The organism is Nocardioides sp. WG-D5, assembly GCF_054031175.1.
Genome location: NZ_CM132928.1, coordinates 374718 through 397856, shown reverse-complemented (window position 1 = coordinate 397856; position 23139 = coordinate 374718). Strand labels below are relative to the sequence as shown.

At 70.2% G+C, this 23139-nt stretch carries 21 protein-coding genes; 14 read left to right on the top strand and 7 right to left on the bottom strand.

The window, feature by feature from the left end:
* Positions 1 to 26: 26 nt before the first annotated feature.
* From def to ACWZJV_RS01980, 3 genes are read left to right on the top strand one after another with little or no spacing between them, the layout of a single operon-like run.
* The gene (gene def / locus ACWZJV_RS01990; RefSeq protein ID WP_457180053.1) at positions 27 to 572 is read left to right on the top strand and encodes a peptide deformylase; all 546 of its coding nucleotides are present in this window, start codon (positions 27 to 29) and stop codon (positions 570 to 572) included.
* On the top strand, positions 572 to 1492 hold the full coding sequence (fmt, locus tag ACWZJV_RS01985; protein WP_457180052.1) for a methionyl-tRNA formyltransferase: 921 nt from the start codon (positions 572 to 574) through the stop codon (positions 1490 to 1492). Before def ends, fmt begins: the two co-directional genes overlap by 1 nt.
* Positions 1476 to 2945: an RsmB/NOP family class I SAM-dependent RNA methyltransferase gene (locus ACWZJV_RS01980; protein ID WP_457180051.1), complete on the top strand. Its 1470-nt coding sequence runs from the start codon at positions 1476 to 1478 to the stop codon at positions 2943 to 2945. The genes fmt and ACWZJV_RS01980 overlap by 17 nt, the downstream gene beginning before the upstream one ends.
* Positions 2946 to 2949: 4 nt before the next feature.
* Here the strand turns inward: ACWZJV_RS01980 and ACWZJV_RS01975 are convergent, their stop codons facing one another.
* On the bottom strand, positions 2950 to 3681 hold the full coding sequence (locus tag ACWZJV_RS01975) for an AAA family ATPase (protein ID WP_457180050.1): 732 nt from the start codon (positions 3679 to 3681) through the stop codon (positions 2950 to 2952).
* Positions 3682 to 3756: 75 nt separating this feature from the next.
* Between ACWZJV_RS01975 and ligD the strand changes: the two genes are divergently transcribed.
* On the top strand, positions 3757 to 4716 hold the full coding sequence (gene ligD, locus ACWZJV_RS01970) for a non-homologous end-joining DNA ligase (RefSeq protein WP_196873914.1): 960 nt from the start codon (positions 3757 to 3759) through the stop codon (positions 4714 to 4716).
* 3 nt (positions 4717 to 4719) lie between these two features.
* On the opposite strand, the gene ACWZJV_RS01965 is transcribed toward ligD, so the two are convergent.
* Positions 4720 to 6945, bottom strand: a complete 2226-nt coding sequence (locus ACWZJV_RS01965) for an acyltransferase family protein (protein WP_457180049.1) — start codon at positions 6943 to 6945, stop codon at positions 4720 to 4722.
* 94 nt (positions 6946 to 7039) lie between these two features.
* Entirely contained in the window at positions 7040 to 7921 is an 882-nt protein-coding gene (locus ACWZJV_RS01960; protein ID WP_457180048.1) for a RecB family exonuclease, read from the bottom strand.
* Between the two features lie 77 nt (positions 7922 to 7998).
* On the opposite strand from ACWZJV_RS01960, the gene ACWZJV_RS01955 reads away from it, so the two are divergent.
* The 3 genes from ACWZJV_RS01955 (at position 7999) to arc (ending at position 12133) form a co-directional block, all read left to right on the top strand.
* A complete protein-coding gene (locus tag ACWZJV_RS01955) occupies positions 7999 to 9171 on the top strand; it encodes a site-2 protease family protein (protein ID WP_196873917.1) in 1173 nt (390 codons plus the stop codon).
* 48 nt (positions 9172 to 9219) lie between these two features.
* A complete protein-coding gene (locus ACWZJV_RS01950; protein ID WP_307785592.1) occupies positions 9220 to 10221 on the top strand; it encodes a tRNA (adenine-N1)-methyltransferase in 1002 nt (333 codons plus the stop codon).
* Between the two features lie 148 nt (positions 10222 to 10369).
* Positions 10370 to 12133: a proteasome ATPase gene (arc, locus tag ACWZJV_RS01945; protein ID WP_008356721.1), complete on the top strand. Its 1764-nt coding sequence runs from the start codon at positions 10370 to 10372 to the stop codon at positions 12131 to 12133.
* A gap of 94 nt (positions 12134 to 12227) precedes the next feature.
* On the opposite strand, the gene ACWZJV_RS01940 is transcribed toward arc, so the two are convergent.
* Positions 12228 to 12692 carry a MaoC family dehydratase gene (locus tag ACWZJV_RS01940; RefSeq protein WP_457180047.1) on the bottom strand — a complete coding sequence of 155 codons (465 nt, stop codon included), beginning with the start codon at positions 12690 to 12692 and terminating at the stop codon, positions 12228 to 12230.
* A gap of 89 nt (positions 12693 to 12781) precedes the next feature.
* On the opposite strand from ACWZJV_RS01940, the gene ACWZJV_RS01935 reads away from it, so the two are divergent.
* On the top strand, positions 12782 to 13537 hold the full coding sequence (locus tag ACWZJV_RS01935; RefSeq protein ID WP_457180046.1) for an SDR family NAD(P)-dependent oxidoreductase: 756 nt from the start codon (positions 12782 to 12784) through the stop codon (positions 13535 to 13537).
* A 61-nt stretch (positions 13538 to 13598) separates the two neighbouring features.
* Here the strand turns inward: ACWZJV_RS01935 and ACWZJV_RS01930 are convergent, their stop codons facing one another.
* Both ACWZJV_RS01930 and ACWZJV_RS01925 read right to left on the bottom strand, forming a co-directional pair.
* Entirely contained in the window at positions 13599 to 14804 is a 1206-nt protein-coding gene (locus tag ACWZJV_RS01930; RefSeq protein ID WP_457180045.1) for an acyl-CoA dehydrogenase family protein, read from the bottom strand.
* A gap of 17 nt (positions 14805 to 14821) precedes the next feature.
* Positions 14822 to 15859: a phosphotransferase family protein gene (locus ACWZJV_RS01925; protein ID WP_457180044.1), complete on the bottom strand. Its 1038-nt coding sequence runs from the start codon at positions 15857 to 15859 to the stop codon at positions 14822 to 14824.
* A gap of 98 nt (positions 15860 to 15957) precedes the next feature.
* On the opposite strand from ACWZJV_RS01925, the gene ACWZJV_RS01920 reads away from it, so the two are divergent.
* A complete protein-coding gene (locus ACWZJV_RS01920) occupies positions 15958 to 17055 on the top strand; it encodes an acyl-CoA dehydrogenase family protein (protein WP_457180043.1) in 1098 nt (365 codons plus the stop codon).
* A gap of 50 nt (positions 17056 to 17105) precedes the next feature.
* Here ACWZJV_RS01920 and ACWZJV_RS01915 read toward each other — a convergent pair whose 3' ends face one another.
* Positions 17106 to 18428 (bottom strand): FAD-dependent oxidoreductase, encoded by a 1323-nt coding sequence (locus ACWZJV_RS01915; protein WP_457180042.1) that lies wholly within the window; start codon positions 18426 to 18428, stop codon positions 17106 to 17108.
* A 162-nt stretch (positions 18429 to 18590) separates the two neighbouring features.
* On the opposite strand from ACWZJV_RS01915, the gene ACWZJV_RS01910 reads away from it, so the two are divergent.
* Genes ACWZJV_RS01910 through ACWZJV_RS01890 form a run of 5 tightly spaced genes read left to right on the top strand, consistent with a single transcriptional unit; the run spans position 18591 to position 23124 of the window.
* Positions 18591 to 19382, top strand: a complete 792-nt coding sequence (locus ACWZJV_RS01910) for an enoyl-CoA hydratase/isomerase family protein (protein WP_008356713.1) — start codon at positions 18591 to 18593, stop codon at positions 19380 to 19382.
* Between the two features lie 46 nt (positions 19383 to 19428).
* Entirely contained in the window at positions 19429 to 19809 is a 381-nt protein-coding gene (locus ACWZJV_RS01905; protein ID WP_457180041.1) for a Zn-ribbon domain-containing OB-fold protein, read from the top strand.
* Positions 19809 to 20957, top strand: coding sequence for a thiolase family protein (locus ACWZJV_RS01900; protein ID WP_457180040.1), 1149 nt, complete (start codon positions 19809 to 19811; stop codon positions 20955 to 20957). Before ACWZJV_RS01905 ends, ACWZJV_RS01900 begins: the two co-directional genes overlap by 1 nt.
* Before the next feature lie 2 nt (positions 20958 to 20959).
* The gene (locus ACWZJV_RS01895) at positions 20960 to 22153 is read left to right on the top strand and encodes an acyl-CoA dehydrogenase family protein (RefSeq protein ID WP_457180039.1); all 1194 of its coding nucleotides are present in this window, start codon (positions 20960 to 20962) and stop codon (positions 22151 to 22153) included.
* The gene (locus tag ACWZJV_RS01890) at positions 22150 to 23124 is read left to right on the top strand and encodes a phosphotransferase family protein (RefSeq protein ID WP_457180038.1); all 975 of its coding nucleotides are present in this window, start codon (positions 22150 to 22152) and stop codon (positions 23122 to 23124) included. Before ACWZJV_RS01895 ends, ACWZJV_RS01890 begins: the two co-directional genes overlap by 4 nt.
* Positions 23125 to 23139 lie beyond the last annotated feature (15 nt).

The following is a 23139-nucleotide window of genomic DNA, read 5'->3' as shown; positions in this document are numbered from 1 at the left end:
GACACGCTCGACCACCTAGGAGAACAGTGGCAGTCCAGCCCATCCGACTCTTCGGCGACCCCGTGCTGCGCAAGCCAGCCATCGAGGTCGTCGACTTCGACAAGGAGCTGCACAAGCTCGTTGCCGACCTGACCGACACCATGCTCGAGGCGCCCGGCGCCGGACTGGCCGCTCCCCAGATCGGCGTGAGCCTGCGGGTCTTCACCTGGTACGTCGACGGCCAGGTGGGTCATCTGGTCAACCCGGACCTGACGTTGTCGGAGGAGACGCAGGACGGGGGAGAGGGCTGCCTCTCGCTGCCCGACATCACCTTCGACTGCCGCCGCGCGCTGTCGGTCGTCGCGAAGGGCTTCAACATGCACGGCGAGCCGGTGACCATCGAGGGCTCCGAGCTGCTCGCCCGCGCCATCCAGCACGAGACCGACCACCTCGACGGCATCCTGTTCATCGACCGGCTCGACGAGGCCGCCCGCAAGGCGGCGATGAAGGAGATCCGGGAGTCGGAGTGGTTCGGCCTGGAGAAGCCGACGGTGAAGATCTCGCCGCACGCGACGAACGGGTTCGGGTTCTGATGAGGGTCGTCTTCGCAGGCACGCCCGAGGTCGCCGTACCCTCGCTGGACGCGATCGCCGCCTCCCGCCACGAGCTGGTCGGTGTCGTCACCCGGCCCGATGCGGCGCAGGGCCGCAGCAAGCGGCTGGTGCCCTCTCCGGTCGCCCAGCGGGCCGAGGAGCTGGGGGTGCCGGTGCTCAAGCCGGAGCACCCGCGCGAGCCCGAGTTCCAGGCTGCGCTGAAGGCTCTGGAGCCCGACTGCTGCCCGGTGGTCGCCTACGGTGCGATGCTGCCGCAGTCGGCGCTGGACATCCCGCCGCACGGCTGGGTCAACCTGCACTTCTCGCTCCTGCCCGCCTACCGTGGCGCGGCTCCGGTGCAGCGTGCGGTCTGGGCCGGCGAGGAGATCTCCGGCGCCACCACGTTCCGGATCGTGAAGGCGATGGACGCCGGGCCCGTCTTCGGCACCATGACCCAGGCGCTGGCCCCTGACGAGACCTCCGGGTCGCTCTTCGAGAAGCTCACCGCCGGTGGTGCCACGCTGCTGGTCTCCACCCTCGACGGGATCGAGGACGGCTCCCTGGAGGCGCGCGAGCAGCCCGCCGACGGCGTCTCCTACGCCGACAAGATCACCGTCGAGGACGCCCGGATCGACTGGACCCAGAACGCGGTCGCCATCGACCGGCAGGTCCGCGCCTGCACCCCGGCGCCGGGAGCCTGGACACTGCTCGACGGCGAGCGGTTCAAGGTCGGCCCGGTCACGATGACCGACGACGAGGCCGCCCCCGGCGAGCTGGTCGTCCGCAAGAACGAGGTGCTCGTCGGCACCGGCACGACGGCCGTACGCCTGGGCCGCGTGAAGGCCTTCGGCAAGAAGGAGATGCCGGCGGCCGACTGGGCCCGTGGCGTACGTCTGGAGTCCGGTGTCGCCTTCGAATAGAGCACAGCCGGGTAGGCGTCCGGGCCGCAGGCCTCAGGGACCGCGGCGACCGGGGGAGCGGGGCGGCACCAAGCCCGTCGACCCGGCGCGGCTGGCGGCGTTCGAGGTGCTCAAGGCGGTGCGGGTCGACGAGGCGTACGCCAACCTGGTGCTGCCCCACGTCCTCGGCCGCCTCGGCCTGGAGGGTCGCGACGCGGCCTTCGCCACCGAGCTGGCGTCGGGGACGCTGCGGCAGCAGGGCACCTACGACGCCGTCCTGGCCGCGTGCATCGACAGGCCGCTGGCCAAGGTCGAGGCGAAGGTTCTCGACGTTCTGCGGTTGGGGGCGCACCAGGTGCTCTCCATGCGGGTCCCGGACCATGCCGCGATCTCGACCAGCGTCGACCTGGCCCGCTCCAAGGTCGGGCAGGGACCGGCGGGCTTCGTCAATGCCGTCCTGCGCAAGGTCACCCGCAACACGCTCGAGGAGTGGGTCGCCGAGGTCGCGCCCGCGCGTGAGAAGGACCACGACGGCTGGGCCACGGTCGCCTTCAGCCATCCGCGCTGGGTCGTGGAGCAGCTGGCCGAGGCCGTCGGCCGCGACCAGATCGATGCGTTGCTCGAGGCGGACAACGTGCCGCCGTCGGTCACGCTCGTCGCCCGTCCCGGGCGCGCCACGGTCGACGAGCTCGGCGGTACGCCGACGTCCTACTCGCCCTTCGGCGTCACCCTCGACTCCGGCTCACCGGCCGGGATCGCCGCGGTCGCGGAGGGGCGCGCGGGCGTGCAGGACGAGGGCTCGCAGCTCGTGGCCATCGCGCTGGCCGAGGCGGCCATCGAACGCGAGGACGAGCCGGGCGAGGACCGGGCGGAGTCCTGGCTGGACCTGTGTGCCGGACCAGGCGGCAAGTCGGCGCTGCTGGCGGCTCTGGCCGCGCAGCAGGCCGCCGCGCTGGTCGCCAACGAGCGCCAGCCGCACCGCGCCGGACTCGTCCTGGCCAACCTGACCGACCGCTCGGCCGGATCACACGTCGAGGGGGTCGCGGGCGTCGTCGCCGGCGACGGGACCAGGCCGCCGTTCAAGGACGCCACCTTCGACCGGATCCTCGTCGACGCCCCGTGCACCGGGCTGGGGGCGCTGCGCCGCCGGCCGGAGGCGCGGTGGCGTCGCGGCACGGCCGACCTGGACGTACTCGTCGACCTGCAGCGCTCGCTCCTGGACCGGGCCGTCGACCTGACCCGACCGGGCGGCGTGGTGCTCTACGCCACCTGCTCGCCGGTGCTGGCGGAGACGAGCGGCGTGGTGCAGAGCGTGCTCGCGGACCGATCCGACGTCCGCCTGGAGCCCATCGCCGCCACGGTCGGCGACGTGCCCGACAGCGCCGGGCCGATCGAGGGCACCGTGCAACTGTGGCCGCACCGGCACGGCACCGATGCGATGTTCCTGGCGCTGCTGCGCCGCACCCGGGCGTGAGGTCTCAGTCGAGGATGTGACGCAGGTAGCGGCGCGGGTCGTCGAGGTAGCTGCGCCAGTGGCGTACGAGCTCGAGGTCTTCCCACGTCGTCTCCCGCAGACCCCAGTCGCCGACCTCGAGGATGGTGGCGCCGGGCATCGCGGCGAGCACCGGGGAGTGGGTGGCGCAGAGCACCTGACCGCCGTCTCGCACCACCTCGTCGAGCGTGGCGATCAGCCCCATCGTGGACATGAACGACAGCGCCGCCTCGGGCTCGTCGAGGCAGTAGAAGCCGGGGGTGTCGAAGCGCTGGCGCAGCACCGCGAGGAAGGACTCGCCGTGGCTCATCTCGTGGAACACCGGCTCGCCCGCCGGTGAGTGACCGAGATCCTCCATGTAGGTGTACCAGCCGTGCATCGTCTCCGCGCGGAGGAAGAAGCCCCAGCGTGCCGAGCCCAGGCCGCGCTGGAGGCGGAGGACGTCGCTCAGCGGTGACTCCGACGCCCGCGTCGAGTGGTTGGTGTTGCGCGAGCCGCCCTCGGGATTGAGGCCGTACGCCGCGGCGACGGCCTCCACGATCGTCGACTTTCCCGAGCCGTTCTCACCGACCAGGAACGTCACCCCGGCCGCGAGCTCGAGCCCCTTCTCCACGACCTGGGCGACGGCCGGCACGGTCAGCGGCCACTCGCCCGGCAGCAGCGGCTCACGCGTGGGGTCCGCCTCGACGCGTACGACGGGAGGCCGGTCGAAGTCCATGCCCTGAATATAGGAGGGGCAGCCGATCGTCCATGTCGCCCGTCCTCGACGGATCCGTGGCCTACGCTGGCGACCATGACCAAGGCATCGCCGTCGGTGGAGATAGAGGTCGACAACCGCGTCGTCAGGATCTCCAACCCGGATCGGGTCTACTTCCCCGAGACAGGCGCGACGAAGCTCGACGTGGCGCAGTACTACCTCGCCGTCGGCCCCGGGATCGTCAACGCGCTGTGGGAGCGGCCGTGCATGCTCCACAGGTTCCCCAAGGGCCTGGCGGGGCCGAAGGTGCACCAGAAGCGGCTGCCGCAGGGGGCGCCCGACTGGATCGAGACCGTACGCCTCTACTTCCCGCGCTGGGGCCGCACGGCCGACGAGCTGTGCGTGACCGAGCTCGGCGCGGTGATCTGGGCGGTCCAGATGTCGACCGTCGAGTTCCACCCCTGGAACAGCCGCCGCGAGGACACCGAGAAGCCCGACGAGTGGCGCATCGACCTCGACCCCGGTCCCGAGTGCCCGTTCTCGACGGTGCAGACCGTGGCCGGCGTCGTCCGCGAGCTGCTCGACGAGCTCGGCGCGGTGGGCTACCCGAAGACGAGCGGCGGCTCCGGGATGCACGTGTACGTGCGGATCCCCGCGGAGCACGGCTTTCAGGACGTACGCCGCGCCGCGCACGCCTTCGCCCGCGAGGTCGAGCGCCGGGCACCGAAGCTGGTCACCACCGCCTGGTGGCGCAAGGATCGCGACCCGGCGCAGCTGTTCGTCGACTTCAACCAGAACACCCGCGACCACACGATCGCGTGCGCCTACTCGATCCGCGGCGTCGCCGACGGCCGGGTCTCCACCCCGATCACCTGGGAGGAGACCAAGGACGTCGACCCGCGCGACTTCACGATGCGTACGGTGCCGGCGCGGTTCGCAGAGATCGGCGACCTGCACGCCGACATCGACGACCACCCGTTCTCGATCGAGCCGTTGCTCGAATGGGCCGACCGCGACGAGCGCGACGGGGCCGAGACGCCTCCCGACGAGGAGTGACCCTCACCAGACCTCGAGCCGTTCGCCCAGCGTGCGGGCGAGCTCCTCGGAGTAGGTCGCGGTGAGGTGATGCCCGTCGCGGTGGGTGATCGTGTCGCCGACGACCGTGGTGCAGATGCCGACGCTGTCGCAGAACATGTCGTCGAGGTCGACGGTCTCGACGCGAGCGGCCTTGGCAGCCTGCATCTGCAGGTCGGCGCCGTCCTGCTGGCTCTCGAGCGGCTTGTAGGTGCAGGGCGAGAGAGTCTTGTTGCTGCTCAGGCAGGTGGCCGGGTCGAACTCGAGCGCCGGTACGTCGCGCAGCCACACGGTGCGCTTGGCGACGGGCTTCACCTGGGCCAGCAGCCGCTCGTAGCCGCGGTAGACGGCGCGGCGTACTTCCTCACGGTCGGTGTGCCGGCCGGATGAGTCGTGGTAGGCGGCGCTGATCGGGCGTGAGGAGATCAGCAGCAGGTCGGGACGGAGCTTCTTGACCGAGGAGAGCATGAAGTCGTGGAAGTCGTCGCACGAGGTCATCGGGTCGGTGCTGTCGATCTTGTCGGGCGTGACCAGCGAGACGGTGCACTGCGGCATCGCCAGGACGTAGGCGCGGTAGCCGGAGCGCTCGGCGATCTCCTCGACCGCGGGCGTCCAGTGGCGGGCGTGGGAGTCGCCGATGATCACCATCGTCTTCTCGGCATCGACGTCGCCGCGCGGGCACAGCTTGCGTACGTTGGTCGCGTAGTAGTTGCACGCACCGACCGTCTCGACGTCGTCGGAGAGGTTCGTCAGCCCCGGCTCGAGGTTGGTGGGGATGGGCTGGTTCTTGCGGGCCGCGAGCACCGAGGCCTTCACGAGGTCCGGGAGCGGGTCGGGCTCCTGCGCCTTGGCCGCGGGCGGTGCGGCGCTCGATGCCGGCCGATCGGGCTGCTTGGAGTCCTTGGGCTCCTCGGCGGAGCCGGAGGAGTCGGCCTCGGCGAGCGTGATGGCCGGCTGGTAGCCGTCCCGGGCGGCCCCGGTGGCGTAGGAGTTGGCCCCGAAGCAGGTCAACGCGACCAGGGTGATGCTCAGCGGGTAGAGCGCGACCGGACCCAACGAGCCGGCCCGCCTCAGCACGGGGCGGCGCCACAGGACACCGCGCCGGAACGGCTCCTCGACGAAGCGGTAGGAGAGGCCCGCCAGGACGAACGCCAGCGCCACCAGGAGGATCTGCTCCCACCAGTGCAGCTCACGGCCCAGCTGCAGCTCGGCGAGAACCAGCACCGGGAAGTGCCACAGGTAGAGCGAGTAGGACCAGTTGCCGATCACCTGCAGCGGCGGCACCGACAGCAGCCTGCCGACCACGGTCGGGCCGTGCCAGAGCGTGCCGGCCACGATGATGAAGACGCTGCCGAGGACCGGCACGAGCGCCGGTGTGCCCGGGAACGGGGTCGCGTCGTTGAACTGCAGGCAGGCGCACACGATGAAGAACATCCCGAACGCCGAGAGCACCTGCGCGCGCCAGCGTGCGGTCGCGTCCTGCGGCCCGTCGTCACGGAACGCGATCGCCGCGATCGCGCCCAGGCCGAGCTCCCAGGCGCGGGTGAAGGGCGAGAAGTACGCCGCCTCCGGGCTGGTCCGGGTCAGCACCGCCGAGGCGAGCAGCGATGCCACGATGACGACGCCGAGCGCGATGACCAGCACGCGCCGGCGGCCGCGGGGGTCGGGCTCGGCGTGCACGCTGCGCCTCTTCAGCACCCACAGGCACCCCAGGATCACCAGCGGCCAGACCAGGTAGAACTGCTCCTCGACGGCGAGCGACCAGAAGTGCTGCAGCGGTGACGGCGGCAGCGCTGCCGAGAAGTAGTCGGTCTCCAGCGCGGCGAACCGGAAGTTGGCGGCGAAGGCCGCCGACCACAGCGCGTCGAGGGCGATCTCTCGGGTGCGTACGAAGCCGAGGAAGAACGCGGCGTAGACCACCGTCGCCAGCAGGACCACGGTCGCCGCGGGCAGGATCCGCCGAGCCCGGCGCGCGTAGAAGCCGAGCAGGCTGACCCGGCCCTCGGTGCGCACCTGCCGCATCAGCTGCTGGGTGATCAGGAAGCCCGAGATCGCGAAGAAGACGTCGACGCCGACGAAGCCGCCGGTCAAGGATCCGAAGCCGACGTGCAGCGCGACGACCGCGAGCACCGCGATCGCGCGCAGTCCCTGGATGTCGAGACGTTGCCGAGACGAGGTCGCGCTCCCGGTGGGCGAGCCTGTCGAGCTCACGGGCAGCCGCACCTCCCTCAGCCAAGCGCATCCGTCACAGTCGTCGCGACGATAACTCTCGTAACCTGCCGATCCTGGTAGACGCGCCTAGGGTCTAGTCGAGATCGAGGTCGTCGCCCGCCGTGACGGGGCCTGGAGTGGGCGGGAGCGGGGGAGGAGTGCCCCCGAAGGCGGGGCACAGCGGCTTGTGGGCGCACCAGCCGCACAGCTTCCCCGGGTTGGGCAGCCACTCCCCGGTCTCCTGGGCGGTGCGGATCGCCCGCCAGATCGCCTCGGCCTTGCGCTCGGTCGCGAGCAGGTCGGCCTCGTCCGGCACGTAGCGCAGGATGTCGCCGGAGCCGAGGTAGATCAGCTGGAGCATGGCCGGCACCACGCCGCGGGTGCGCCAGATCACCAGGGCGTAGAACCTGAGCTGGAACAGCGCCTTCGCCTCGTAGGCCTCGCTGGGGATCCTCGAGGTCTTGTAGTCGACCACGCGGATCCGGCCGTCGGCGGCGATGTCGACCCGGTCGATGAAGCCTCGCAGCAGCAGTTTGGAGTCGAGCAGGGCCTCGACGTAGTGCTCGCGCTCGGCCGGCTCCAGACGCCGCGGGTCCTCCAGGTCGAAGTAGCGGCGCAGCACCTGGCGGCACGACTCCAGCCAGGCGACCTCCGCCTCATCGGCCGCCGCGGTGAACAGCGTCGCCAGGGCCGGGTCGAGGCTGCGTACGTCCTCCCACGCCTGCTCCACCATCGACCTCGCCTGCCGGGGCGTGCGTTCGGTGGCGGGCAGGTCGAAGAGATCCTCGAGCACCTTGTGCACCACGGTGCCGCGCGCGGCCGCCTCCGAGGGCGGCTCCGGGAGCTGGTCGATGGTGCGGAACCGGTAGAGCAGCGGGCACGAGGTGAAGTCGCTCGCGCGGCTCGGCGAGAGCGACCCCAGCACGTTGATGCCGTCGACCGGGGTCGACCGCGCGTCGGCTGGTGAGGTGCTCATGGAAGTCGACACTATTCGCAAGCACCGACAACCGGGTCGACACCTCCTGGCCACCGCCGCTCAAGTACGCTCGGAATGTGGCAGACCCTGACCCACGCCCCGGCGGCGACAAGCCGGTCGAAGAGGCGGAGCCCGGCTCGCGAGCCCCGGGCACGATCAAGGTCGGCTCCATCGCCGGCAGCGACGTCCTGGTCACGCCGTCCTGGTTCCTGATCGCGGCGCTGATCGCCTGGCTGATGGCGCCCCGGATCGAGGCCGTCGAGCCAGGACTGGGCTGGTTGACGTACGTCGCCGGCTTCGCGTTCGCGATCGTGCTCTACGCAGCGGTGCTGCTGCACGAGGCGGCGCACGCCATCGTCGCCAAGCGGCTGGGCTATCCGGTGGGCGTGATCATGCTGCACTTCCTCGGCGGGGCGACCTCGGTGGAGAAGGAGGCGAAGCGGCCTCGCGACGAGTTCTGGATCGCCGTGGTCGGGCCACTGGTCTCCCTCGGCGTCGGTATGGCCGCCTACGGCGTCTCCTTCTTCACCCCCGACGGGCTCATCGGGCTGCTCGTCATGGGTCTGTGCGTCACGAACCTCTTCGTCGGCGTACTCAATCTCGTCCCCGGCCTGCCCCTCGACGGCGGCCGGTTGCTGAAGGCCGGCGTCTGGGCCGGGACCGGCAACGTCAACCGCGGCAGCATCGTCGCCGGCTGGGCGGGCCGCGTGCTCGCGGTCCTCGTGCTGCTGTGGCCCTTCACCCAGGGTCAGATCCTCCGCGTGCAGCCGGACCTCACCGACTACATCCTCGCCGTCATCATCGGCGTGTTCCTCTGGAGCGGCGCCTCCGCGGCGATCATGTCGGCGAAGGTACGCCTCCGCCTCCCGCTCCTCGTCGCCCGCGACCTCGCCCGCCGCACCCTGGCGGTGCCCGCCGACCTCCCCCTGGCCGAGGCCGTACGCCGCGCCCAGGAGGCCGAGGCCGGCAGCATCGTCACCGTGACGAGCGGAGGTGAGCCGATCGGTCTGGTGCACGAGGGCGCCCTGCTGGCCACTCCCGAGGACCGCCGCCCGTGGATGGCCACCTCGACGGTGACCCGACGGCTCGAGGACGGTCTCACCCTCCCGGCCGACATCGACGGGGAGGCCCTGATCCAGGCGATCTCGAAGACGCCGGCGCCCGAATACCTCCTGGTCGAGCCCGACGGCTCGATCTACGGCGTCCTGGTCACCTCCGACGTCGACGCGGCGTTCCGCGCGGGAGCATAAGAGATCGCGGTTTGCCGGGTTCGGCGGGAAAACGGGTAGCCTCGGCGGGTGTCAAGCGCTGATATTCCAGACATTCCGGCCGAGGCCCGAGCAGGTGTGCACCGCGGGCCGCTCCGCGAGGGCGAGTGGGTGCGGCTGACCGACACCAAGGGTCGCCGCCACAACTTCGAGCTCGTCGCGGGCAAGCGCTTCTTCTCCAACAAGGGCCACATCGACCACGACGAGCTGATCGGCCGCGAGGAGGGCTTCACGGTCACCGCCTCCACCGGAGGCGAGTACCTGGTCTTCCGCCCGCTCCTCTCGGAGTTCGTCGTCTCCATGCCCCGTGGCGCGGCCGTGGTCTACCCCAAGGACGCCGCCCAGATCGTCGCCATGGCCGACATCTTCCCGGGTGCCTCCGTCGTGGAGGCCGGGGTCGGCTCCGGTGCCCTGACCTGCTCGCTGCTGCGCGCGGTCGGTCCGTTCGGCAAGGTGACGTCCTTCGAGCGCCGCGAGGAGTTCGCCGAGGTCGCCCGCAAGAACGTCGACCAGTTCTTCGGCACCCCGGCAGGGGAGTCCCACCCCAACTGGTCGCTCAACCTCGGCGACCTCCAGGAGGAGCTCCCGCGCCAGCAGATCCGCTGCGACCGGCTGATCCTCGACATGCTCGCCCCGTGGGAGTGCATCGACGCGGCCGCCGAGTCGCTCTACCCCGGCGGCATGGTCTGCGCCTACGTCGCGACCACCACCCAGCTGTCCCGCTTCGTCGAGACGGTCCGTGCCCACGGCGGCTTCACCGAGCCGCAGGCGTGGGAGTCGCTGGTGCGCGACTGGCACGTCGAGGGTCTCGCGGTCCGGCCGGGTCACAAGATGATCGGCCACACCGCCTTCCTGGTGACGGCCAGGAAGCTGGCACCGGGCGAGCGTGCGCCTCGCAAGACGCGGCGACCTGCCCCCGGGGCGTACGGACCTGACTACACGGGCCCGCGCCCGGCCGACATGCCTGCTCCCGAGCCCGTCGCGGACGCCGTTCCCGGCGCCGCGCCGGAGGACGTCGCCGAGCTGGACTGAGTCCGGTCGGTGACAGTCCATGTTTCCGACGTGCCACAGGTCGACACGAACCGGTCGAAGTCGACCGAATAGTGTCCAACACCGGTAAATCCTTCTCCTCTCCTACCCCTCCGCCTTGTAGGGTCGAAGAAGTAGAGGAGGTGTGCTGATGTCGACATCCGATGGATTCCATTCCGAGGGGCGCAGCCCCGAGGAGCTCGAGAGTCATGTCCGTTTCCTCGAAGCTGAGGTGACCGACCTGCGGCACAGACTGACCGAGATGCCCGGATCTTCGCGTGGCCTGGAGGCGCGGCTCGCTGACGCGCAGCGCTCCCTGGCCGCCGTGACGTCGCAGAACGAGCGACTCACCGTGACGCTTCGGGATGCCCGAGACCAGATCATCAAGCTCAAGGAGGAGGTCGACCGGCTGGCACAGCCGCCAGCAGGCTTCGGCACCTTCATCGAGCGCAACGAGGACGACTCGATCGATGTCTTCACCGGTGGGCGCAAGCTCCGGGTGACCGCATCGCCCAACGTCGACCTCGACGAGCTGCGCTATGGCCAGGAGGTCATGCTCAACGAGGCGCTGAACGTCGTGGCCGCGATGGAGTTCGAGAAGGTCGGCGAGGTGGTGATGTTCAAGGAGCTGCTCGCCGACGGTGAGCGCGCCCTGGTGATCGCCAACGCCGACGAGGAGCGCGTCGTGCGGCTCGCCGAGCCGCTCCTCAACGACGCCATCCGCGCCGGTGACTCCCTGCTCCTCGAACCACGCTCGGGTTATGTCTACGAGAAGGTGCCCAAGTCCGAGGTCGAGGAGCTCGTCCTGGAGGAGGTGCCCGACATCTCCTACGAGTCGATCGGTGGCCTCAGCGGCCAGATCGAGCAGATCCAGGACGCGGTCGAGCTGCCCTACCTCTACCCGGAGCTCTTCATCGAGCACCAGCTCAAGCCGCCGAAGGGCGTGCTGCTCTACGGCCCTCCGGGATGTGGCAAGACCCTGATCGCGAAGGCCGTCGCCAACTCGTTGGCGAAGAAGGTCGCCGCGAAGACGGGAGCGGACGGCAAGTCCTACTTCCTCAACATCAAGGGCCCCGAGCTCCTCAACAAGTACGTCGGTGAGACCGAGCGCCACATCCGCCTGGTCTTCCAGCGGGCTCGTGAGAAGGCCGCGGCCGGCACCCCGGTGATCGTCTTCTTCGACGAGATGGACTCGCTGTTCCGTACGCGTGGCACCGGTGTCTCCTCCGACGTGGAGAACACCATCGTCCCGCAGCTGCTCTCCGAGATCGACGGTGTCGAGGCGCTGGAGAACGTGCTGGTCATCGGTGCCTCCAACCGTGAGGACATGATCGACCCGGCGATCCTGCGCCCGGGCCGTCTGGACGTGAAGATCAAGATCGAGCGTCCCGATGCCGAGGGTGCTCGCGACATCTTCTCGAAGTACCTGGTCCCCGAGCTGCCGCTGCACCCGACCGATGTGGGCGAGTTCAACGGCGACAAGCAGGCCACCATCGACGAGCTCATCCGCACCACCGTGGAGCGGATGTACACCGAGTCCGAGGAGAACCGCTTCCTGGAGGTCACCTACGCCAACGGTGACAAGGAGATCCTCTACTTCAAGGACTTCAACTCCGGCGCGATGATCCAGAACATCGTCGACCGGGCCAAGAAGATGGCCATCAAGTCCTTCCTGGACTCCGGTGAGGACGCCGCCCAGAAGGGCCTGCGGGTGCAGCACCTGCTCCAGGCCTGCGTGGACGAGTTCAAGGAGAACGAGGACCTCCCCAACACCACCAACCCCGACGACTGGGCCCGCATCTCCGGCAAGAAGGGCGAGCGGATCGTCTTCATCCGCACGCTCATCACCGGCAAGCAGGGCACCGAGCCCGGCCGTTCGATCGAGCAGGTCTCCAACACGGGGCAGTACCTGTAACCCACTGCACCACCGAGATCGGCCTGCCACCTGCGGAAACGCGGTGGCAGGCCGATTCGCGTCTGTGGGTTGGAAGGCGCGCCGATCGTCGGCCTCACTCCGCAGGCGGGAGAACCAGCATCAGCGCCTCGACGACGCATGCCGGTCGCTCCTGGTCCTCGATCTCGATCGTGTAGCGCACCCGGGCGAGGACGCCGGGGCCGGAGTCCTCGGCCGAGATCATCGCCGCGCGGGCTCGTACGCGGTCGCCGGGGCGGACGGGGGAGAGGAACCGGACCTTGTCCAGCCCGTAGTTGAGGGCGCGGCCGATGTTGGCGAACGTGAACACGTCGTTGCTCAGGCGCGGGATCAGCGACAGCGTCAGGTAGCCGTGCGCGATCGTGCTGCCGAGGTCGCTGCCGGCGGCCCGTTCGGTGTCGACGTGGATCCACTGCCAGTCCTCGGTCACGTCGGCGAAGGACGTGATGCGGGCCTGGTCGATCTCGAACCAGGGCCCGGGGTCGAGGTCGGTGCCGACGGCGGCTCGTACGCCATCGATCCCGTCGAGGGTCAACGTCATGATTCCTCCTGGATTGAATTCGGTTCAGGTATCGTACGACGCGGACAGCCAGTCGTGGTGAACATCCACCGAGTGAACGGAGTAAAGAGATGGGTCGATTCGAGGATCGCGTGGTCGTCGTGACCGGGGCCGCCCGAGGGATCGGGTACGCGTGCGCCCAGCGTTTCGCGGAGGAGGGCGGTCGGGTCGCGGTGCTCGACCTCGATGACACGGCCGCCAAGGACGCGGCCGCGCAGCTTCCCGGCAGCGGCCACCTGGGCATCGGGACGGACGTGTCGGCGTCGACGAGCGTCGACGAGGCGGTCGGACGCGTGGTCACCGAGCTCGGTGGGCTGCACGTGCTGATGAACAACGCCGGCATCACCCGCGACAACCTGCTCTTCAAGATGTCGGAGGCCGAGTGGGACCAGGTCGTCGACGTGCACCTCAAGGGCGCGTTCCTGATGTCGCAGGCAGCGCAGAAGCACTTCGTGGAGCAGCGCTACGGGAAGATCGTCAACGTCTCCTCGACCTCCGCGCTCGGCAACCGCGGCCAGGCCAACTACTCGGCCGCCAAGATGGGCATCCAGGGCTTCACGCGCACGCTGGCGATCGAGCTCGGGCCGTACGGCGTCAACGTCAACGCCATCGCTCCCGGGTTCGTCGCCACCGAGATGACCGACCAGACCGCGGCACGCCTGGGCCTCGAGCCGGACGAGTTCCGACGGCTCAACGCCGAGGCCAACCCGGTCAGGCGGGTCGGCATGCCGGAGGACATCGCGGCCACCGCCGCCTTCCTGGCGAGCGACGAGGGGTCCTACATCACCGGTCAGACGCTGTACGTCGACGGCGGCGGCAAGCTCTGACCCCGAGCCGAACACGCTGCCCCTGGCGGCCGGGCTGCGACACCCGGCCGCCGGAGGCGGGTCAGCCCACGTACGGCCGGGTCCTCCGCATCTCCAGCCGCGCGACCGTCCGACGATGCACGGCGTCGGGGCCGTCGACGATGCGCAGCACCCGCGCCCAGGCGTAGAAGTACGCCAGCGGGGTGTCGTCGGAGACGCCGGCTCCGCCGAAGACCTCGATCGCGCGGTCGATGACCGCGGTCGCCATCGCCGGCGCCGACACCTTGATCGCGCTGATCTCGCTGCGGGCGGCCTTGGCGCCGTACGTGTCGATCTTCCAGGCCGCGTCGAGGACGTGGAGCCGGGCCTGATCGATCTCGATGCGTGACTGCGCGATGTGGTCCTGCACGTTGGCGTAGTCGGACAGCGGCTGTCCGAACGCGACCCGGCTGCGCGCGCGCTCGACCATGAGGGCGAGGGCGCGCTCAGCCATGCCGATGGCCCGCATCGCGTGATGGATCCGCCCCGGCCCGAGCCTCGCCTGGGAGATGAGGAACCCGTCGCCCTCCTCGGCGAGGAGGTTGGCGGCCGGGACGCGTACGTCGCGGAAGACGATCTCCGAGTGTCCGTGCTGATCCTGATAGCCGAAGATCGGCAGGTGTCGTTCGATCTCGAGGCCCGGTGCATCCCGAGGCACGAGCACCATCGACTGCTGCCGGTGGGTCTCGGCGTCGGGATCCGTCTTCCCCATGACGATGAAGATCTGGCAGCGCTCGTCGGCGGCGCCGGTGATGAACCACTTGCGGCCGTTGATGACGTAGTCGTCGCCGTCGCGGGTGATGAGGGTGGTGATGTTGGTGGCGTCGGAGGAGGCGACCTCCGGCTCGGTCATCGCGAAGGCCGAGCGGATCTCGCCGGCCAGGAGTGGTTCGAGCCACCGCTTGCGCTGCTCGTCGGTGGCGAACAGCTCGAGGGTCTCCATGTTGCCGGTGTCGGGCGCCTGGCAGTTGATCGCCTCGGGCGCGATCACGGGCGACCACCCCGAGATCTCGGCGACCGAGGCGTAGTCGGCGTTGGTCAGGCCGGAGTGCTGGGGAAGGAAGAGGTTCCACAGCCCGCGTCTGCGTGCCTCGTGCTTCAGGTCCTCCATGACCGGCGGATGCGTGTGCTCGCCGTGCTCGCGCAGGTGGGCGTGCCAGACCGGTTCGGCGGGGAAGACATGCGTGCGCATGAAGTCCCACATGTTCTCGCAGGCCTCCTGGGCCTTGGCCGATGGTGCGAAGTCCATTTCGGTGCTCCTTGGGGTCAGATCAGGTCGAGGCCGGCGCGGGCGAGCGCGAGGATCTCGTCGTCGAGGTCGCCGAAGTCCTGGCCGCCCATCGCTCCGTCGCGGGACCTGTTGGCGACGCCCTGGGCGATGACGGCGAACTTGAAGTGGGCCAGCGCGACGTGGAAGTCCAGGTCGTCCAGGGTCAGCCCGGTCCTACGCGCATAGCGCTCCAGCAGCTGCGAGCGGGTCGGGAAGCCGGGCTGGTCGGTGACGGTCGGCGTCAGCGAGGAGATGGGCGGTTCGCCCGGGTGGCGCCAGAACATCAAGGCATAGCCGAGGTCGGTGAGCGGGTCGCCGAGCGTGGACAGCTCCCAGTCGAGGACCGCGTTGATCGTGCCAGGGTCGTCGAGGTGGAGGACGCAGTTGTCGATGCGGTAGTCGCCATGGACGATCGAGGTGGCCTGCTGGGCGGGTACGCGGCCGGAGAGACGGCCGGCGAGCTCGTCGACCTCGGGCACGTCGTGGGTGCGCGAGCTCTCCCACTGCCTGGTCCAGCGGCGTACCTGGCGCTCGGCGTAGCCGGCCGGGCGGCCGTAGTCTCCCAGGCCGACCTCGCCCGGGTCGACGGAGTGGAGCGCGGCGAGGGCGTCGATGAAGGCGAAGCCGAGTCGCTGCCGCTCCTCGGCGGTCGCCGCGTACCCGGTGGGGAGGGCCTCGCGGACGATGTGCCCGGGGACCCGCTCCATCACGTAGCAACGGATCCCGATGAGCTCGCCGGCGTCGGCCATCACGATCCGCGGCACCGGCACGGGCGAGCTCGCCAGCGCCGCCTGCACGCGGGCCTCGCGGAGCATGTCGTGAGCGCTCGGCAGCAGCTCGCCGGTCGGTGGGCGGCGCAGCACGAGCTCGCCGGCGGGGGAGGAGAGCAGGAAGGTCAGGTTCGACTTGCCGCCGCTGATCAGCTCGGCCCGGACCTCACTCCAGCCGGGCTCGCCGGTCGCCTCGACCAGTGCGGGTGCGAGTCGTTCCAGTCCTGCCAGCTCGGCCGCCGACACCGCTGCGATCTCGGTCATCACGCCTCCTGTCGCTCGTGTGGGCGCACACTCTTGTAATTGAAGTGAATTCAAGTAGTGTGATGACACTAGCGGATACCCGGTTCGAGGAGAAGCCCATGACCCAGAGCCTGGCCGTCTGGCCAGAAGCCGCCCCGTCGATCGTCGCGCCGATCGAGGAGCACGAGCAGCTGCGCGACGTGGTCCGCCATCTGCTCGATCGCGACGCCGACCATCAGGCCGTACGTCACGCCGCCGACTCGGCGCGAGGGTGGTCGGCCGATCTGTGGCTGAGGCTGAACAAGGAGCTGGACGTCGGCTCGATGATCGTCCCCGAGGAGCGCGGCGGAGCCGGCTTCGGCCTGCGCGACCTCGCCGTCGTGCTGGAGGAGACGGGTGCGGCGCTGCTTCCCGAGCCCGTCCTCGAGTCGTCGGTGCTGACCGCGCTGACGCTCTCGCTCGCGGACGACACCGAGGCGGTCCGAGAGCTGCTGGCCGCCGTCGCGGCGGGGGACCTCGTCGGCACGGTCGCGCTCTCCGCAGCGGTCCGGGTGTCCGACGGCAGGGCCACCGGGACTCTCGCCCGGGTCGTCGCCGGTGCCGACAGCGACCTCGTCGTCTTCGGCGGTGAGGACGGAGTCTTCGTCGTTCGCCGGACCGACCCCGGCGTCGAGACCCGCCGGATCGAGGTCCTCGACACGACCCGTCGCCAGGCCGACGTCGTGCTCAGCGGCGCAGAGGTCCTCCGCGTCGTCGGTCCCGAGCGGGCCGAGCAGGTCCTGGCGCGCGTACGCCGGGCCGCCACCGTCGCCGTCGCGGCCGAGCACGTCGGAATCATCCGCCACCAGCTCGATGCCGTGGTCGAATACGTCGGCCAGCGCGAGCAGTTCGGCCGGCCGATCGGTTCCTTCCAGGCGATCAAGCATCGCCTCGCCGACGTGCTCGTCGACCTGCAGCGTGCGCGCTCCGCCGTCGTCTACGCCGCGGCGCTCTACGACGAGAACCCGGATACGGCCCTGGCAGCCGAGGTTGCCGGGGCCGTGGCCACCGATGCCGTGATCCGTGCGGTGCACGAGGCCGTGCAGCTGCACGGTGGCATCGGGTTCACCTGGGAGCATCCGGCCCACTTCTACGTCCGGCGCGCCCTGGGTGACGAGGGCATCTTCGGCAGCGCCCGGGAGCATCGCACCCGTATCGCCGATCTCGCCGGGATCTGAGGCCGGGGGCGTGGTGGCGGGTGCCCCCACGCCCCGCTCGGCTCAGAAGGTCAGCTGCCCTCCAGATGCGTGCGAGCGGCGGTCAGCCCGAACACGATCGCCGCGGCGAGACCGCCGGCGTACGCCCGGTTCCACAGGCCGCCCGTGTCGGACCCGGCCGCCAGGAGGCCGGGGATCGGAGCGCCGTCGACCGCCAGGACCCGCGCCCGCTCGTCGATCAGCACCCCGACGAACGGGAACGTGATCGCGGGCGTGGTCTCGACGACGTAGTACGGCGGCTCGTCGAGCGGTGTGGCGTCGAGCTTCCTGCCCGGCGTGGTCCCCGCGGCGACCTCCGCGTTGAAGCGCTCGATCGCCGAGCGGATGGCAGCCCCGTCGTAGCCCCACTCCTCCGGCAGGTACTCCAGCTCTTCGAGCGACTCCGCCAGGCCCGTGCGTCCGCCCCGCTTCGAGGCGAGCGCGAACTTGTCGACGCTCACCGCTCCCTCGACGTACGCCGGCACCATCCAGTCGCGGCGCACCCGCGCATCGGCGATGAGCAGTCCGCGCGCCTCCGGTTGCTCGCTGAGCGCGACCGTCGTGAGGTGGTCGCCGAGCGTCTCGTCGACGAACCGCTCTTTGTCGAGGTTGAAGAGCAGCGCGTGCTCGCTGTAGTAGAGCGAGAGGTCGACGAAGTCGCCGGAGTCCTTGAACGGTACGCCGCTCGGCACCAGGTGGCCGTAGAAGCCGGCGCGCTCGAGGCCCGTCGCGGCCCCTACGGCCGTCGCCAGACGCAGTCCGTCGCCCCTGCTGTTCGGGTTGGACCGCAGGGGCAGTGCGCCGGCACCTGGGCCGAGCAGCTTCTCGCGCATCTCGGGGTCGGCCTGGAAGCCACCGGTGGCGAGGACCGTGTTTCGTGCCCGGATCTCCACGACCTCGTCCGTGGGCAGCCGCAGGCGGGCACCGGCAACGGCACCGTGGTCGACGAGGAGCTCCTCGGTCGCGGTCGAGAGCAGCACCTGGCCACCTGAGTCGGTCACGATGCGACGGCAGGTGTCGACGTACTGGTTGGTGTCGAAGCCGTGGCCCTGGCCGAAGGAGAGGATCCGCTGGGAGGGGCCGGCTTCGACCCCGGTGCTGCGGATCCATTCCACCGCGGCGTCGAACCGCTCGACGAGGGCCCGCTTGAGGGCCTCGTCGCCGCCGGGATTCTGCTCGTCCATCACCGCATCCGTCGGAGCGGTCCAGATGTAGCCGGCGAACCGTCCGGAGCCACCCACGTCGGAGGAGACCTCGACGACCGTGACGCGCTGTCCGTCACGCGATGCGCGGGCGGCGGCGGTGAGTCCGGCCATGCCGCCGCCGATGACCAGGAGGTCGGGGGAGAGGTCCATGAGCGCCTTTCGTCCTGCCCGGCAGTGCACCCGGGTTCGTGATGATGTTCTCGCGACCGTACCAATCGAACTAACTTCAGTTCAATGATTGACGGAGAGTGACGGACGTCCCATACTGAAGTGAATCCACTTCATATTGCCACCGACCGAAAGGCACCGGCCATGGTTGTCAACACCGACCACGTCGTTCTCGAGAAGGACGGCGGCGTCGCCCGCGTCTGGCTCAACCGTCCGCACAAGAAGAACGCGGTCACCGTCGAGCTGCTCCACCGCCTGGACGAGATCATCAAGGAGGTCGACGAGGACCCCGAGCTGAAGGTGCTGGTGCTCCGCGGCCGCGGCAACACCTTCTGCTCCGGCTTCGACCTCGACGAGCTCCTGGAGAACTACGTCGGCAACACCATGGCCATGGAGGTCGCGGTGCTCTCCGCCCAGGTCTGCGACCGGCTCTACCAGATGAACACGCCGTCCGTCGCCGTCCTCGAGGGGTACGTCACCGCCGGCGGTTTCGAGCTGATGATCTCCTGCGACTTCGCGGTCTCCGCGGACGACGCCAAGATCGGCGACTTCCACATCCGTCGCGCCCTCTTCGGCGGCGCCGGCCCGATCTACCGCCTGCCCCGCATGATCGGTCTGCGCAAGACCAAGGAGCTCATGCTCACGGGCAAGCTCCTCTCCGGCCAGGAGGCCAAGGACTTCGACCTGATCAACGACTCGGCCCCGGCCGAGCAGCTCGACCAGCTCGTCGAGGACTTCGTCGCGCCGATCATCGACAAGAGCCCGTTCGCGATGCGGCTGACCAAGATGGCGATCAACCAGGGCCTCGACGCGGACGTCCGCTCGCTCATGGTCATGGAGCACCTTGCCGTCGGCAACGCCCTCCAGTCGGAGGACGCCAAGGAGGGTGTGGAGGCCTTCCTCGGCAAGCGCGAGCCCAAGTGGGTCGGCCGCTGATCCGCAGCTGACCCGACCGACGAGTCATCCTGGTGAGGAGAGCGAAGTGACGGACGTGCAGACCCCTGCCCTCAAGGGGAGCCGGTGTGCCGGTTGCGGCAACGTGGCCTTCCCGGAGGCGCGGGGCTGCCAACGCTGTGGTGCGGTGGCGATGGAGCCGGTGGACCTCGGACGGCGTGGCATGGTGTGGGGCTTCACCATCCAGCGGTTTGCGCCGAAGTCGCCGCCGTACGTTCCCCCGGCCGACGGCTTCCGGCCCTTCGCGGTCGGCTACGTCGAGCTGCCCGAAGGAGTGAAGGTCGAGGCGGTCCTGGACTGCGCGGACTTCGCCGACCTCGACGAGCAGGCGCCGGTCGAGCTGGTCGCCACCACGCCGGTGCCGCGGTTCGCCGCGACCGGCGCCGGCTCCGCGACGGAGGAGAGCTGATGTCGAACGTCTCCATCATCGGCGCCGGACTCTCGAAGTTCGGTCGCCAGAACGGGGTGACGGGTCGGGAGATGGCGGTGGCGGCGATCCATGCCGCGCTCGCCGACGCCCAGCTCGAGTGGCCGGACATCCAGGTCGCCTTCGGTGGCAGCGACGGTGCCGGCCTCGCCGACACCCTCGTCGCCGACCTCGGCCTCACCGGGATCCCGTTCACCAACGTCAAGAACGGCTGCGCCACCGGCGGCAGCGCCCTGGTCTCCGCCGTCAACGCGATCCGCTCGGGACAGGCCGAGGTGGCTCTCGCGGTCGGCTTCGACAAGCACCCGCGGGGCGCCTTCGACCCGCGCCCGGAGGACTGGGGTCTCGACCCCGGCTACGGCGAGGCCGGGCTGATGGTCACCACGCAGTTCTTCGGCATCAAGATCGCCCGCTACATGCGGGAGTACGGGATCACCGACGCCACGCTCGGCCGGGTCGCCGCCAAGGCCTATCGCAACGGCTCCCTCAACCCGAACGCCTGGCGGCGCGACCCGATCAGCGAGGAGGAGATCCTCTCCGCCGACATGGTCAACGACCCGCTGACCCGGCTCATGTTCTGCTCGCCGGGCGAGGGCGGTGCGGCGATCATCGTCGCCAGCGAGGCCGCTGCTCGGAAGGCGGGCCTACGGCCCGTACAGCTGCTGTCGGTGGCCGCCCGCACCCGGCGGTTCGGCTCCTTCGAGGTCTTCAGCCCCGCCGTCCAGGGGCACGGTCGTCCCTCGAGCGCGAGCGCGGACGCGGCGGCGGCAGCGTTCGCCATGGCAGGGGTCAGCCCCGACCAGATCGATGTCGCGCAGCTCCAAGACACCGAGAGCGGGGCCGAGGTGATGCATCTGGCCGAGTGCGGCTTCTGCAAGGACGGCGAGCAGGAGGACCTCATCGCCTCCGGCGCCACCGAGATCGGCGGTCAGCTGCCGGTCAACACCGACGGCGGCTGCATCGCCAACGGGGAGCCGATCGGTGCCTCCGGTCTGCGGCAGGTGCACGAGATCGTCACCCAGCTGCGCGGCGAGGCCGGTGACCGGCAGGTCCCCGGCAGCCCGAAGCTCGGCTTCACCCACGTCTACGGCGCACCCGGCATCAGCGCGTGCACCGTCCTGGGGGTGTGAGCATGATCGGGCTGGAGGAGTTCCTGGCCGCGGGCCGCTCCTGGCTTGCCTCCGTCGCCGACGTACGCACCACCCACGCCTGGGGCGAGGGTTCGGACTCCGTCGCGGTCTTCGAGAACTGGACCGCCGAGCAGGAGCGTGCCGAGACCGATCGCATCCGGGCGTACGAGCAGGCCAAGTTCGACGCCGGGTTCGGCGCGATCACCTGGTCGGCGGAGTACGGAGGCCGTGACCTGCCGGTCGCGTACCTGCTCGCCTTCCGGCGCCTCGAGGGTGAGTACGACGTGCCTCGGCGCACCGAGATGTTCCCGGTCACCCAGCAGCTGATCGCGCCGACCATCGCGCAGTGGGGGACCGAGGAGCAGCGGGCGACCTACGTGCGCGCCATGCTGCGCACGGATCTGATCGCCTGTCAGCTCTTCTCCGAGACCGAGGCGGGCTCCGACCTCGCGGCGGTACGCACCAGGGCGACCCGCCTGGACGACGGCCGGTGGCGGCTCGACGGGCACAAGGTCTGGACATCGGGTGCCCGGGTCGCGGACTACGGGGTCGCGGTCACCCGGACCGATGCCGCGGCCGCCAAGCACGCCGGTCTCACGGTCTTCATCGTGCCGATGGATGCCGAGGGCGTGACCGTACGCCCGATCCGGCAGATGACGGGCGGCACCTCGTTCAACGAGGTCTACCTCGACGGCGTCGTCCTCGACGACGCCCTGCGGCTCGGCTCCGAGGGCCAGGGCTGGAAGGTCGCCCTCACCGTGCTCGCCTCCGAGCGGCTCGACTCCGGGTCCCTCGGTCTGGAGAACGCCGACCAGGCCGTCGAGCTCGCCCGCAACCTCGGTCGACCGCTCGACGCGCTGGAGCGCGACCAGGTCGCCGACCTGATCACCCGCAGCTACGTGCAACGGCTCACCGGGATGCGCGTCGCCGCGGCCGTGGTCTCGGGTCAGGACCCGGGCCCCGAGGCGTCGGTCGGCAAGCTCCTCGCCACCGACACCATGGCGCGCACCTCGGAGGTCGTACGTGCCCTGCTCGGTGCCGAGCTCAGCGCGAGCTCCGAGCGATGGGGCACCTGGGCGTGGGCCGAGCACGTCCTGGGCGCTCCCGGCTACCGGATCGCGGGCGGCACCGACGAGATCCAGCACAACATCATCGCCGAGCGGGTGCTCGGCCTGCCCCGGGAGCCACGCCCATGACCGAGCAGCCCTACGAGCTCGAGCTCGGCCCACGCATCGTCGACGTCCTGTGGGACCGGACGGGGCTGACCGGGATCGGCGAGCTTGCCGTCCTCCCCGGTGGCCACTCCGGCCTCACCTATCGGCTTCCGGTGGGGGAGGGCCGCGACCTCGTGGTCAAGGCCGTCCCTCGCGGTCAGCGGTCCATCGGCCGCCACGACATGCTCAAGCAGGCGCGGATCATGAGCGCGCTGGCCGAGACCGACGTACCGGTGCCACCGGTGCGCGCCGTCGACGAGACCGAGCCGGCCTGGTTCGCCGTCGACTTCATCCACGGCGAGTCGATCGAGCCGACCCTCGACGACCCAGCGATCGCCCCCGAGGTCGCCGCCGCCCGGATGCTGCGTGCCGCGGAGATCCTGCCGCGCCTCCACCGGGTCCCGCTCGCGAGCCTGCCCGCCGGCGGAGATCCGCTGACCCCGCAGGAGGAGCTCGCCCGCTGGTCCAAGACCATGGGCGCCGTCCCGGCCGAGCTCGTCCCGGGTGCCGCCGACCTCGAGGAGCGGCTCGCCCGCCGCGTACCAGATGCCCTGGACGTCACGCTCGTCCACGGTGACTACCGGCTCGGCAACATCATCTGCGTCGGCAACGAGCCCGCCGCGATCATCGACTGGGAGATCTGGAGCCTCGGCGACCCCCGCGTCGAGCTCGGCTGGTTCCTCGTCTTCGCCGACGGCTCGAACTTCCCCGGCGTCGGTCGCGAGGTGCCTGGCCTGCCCAGCGAGGAGGCACTGCTCGAGGCGTACGCAGCAGGCGGCCGCGCCCCCGAGGCGATGGCCTGGTTCAACGCCCTGGGCCGCTTCAAGATGGCCGCGATCATGGGCCACAACCTGCGCCGGCACCGCGAGGGCAGGCACCACGACCCCGACCAGGAGCGCCTGCCCGACACCATCGTCCGGCTCATCAGCAGCGGACTCGAGCGGCTCGGCTGAGCCGCGCCAGGAGGA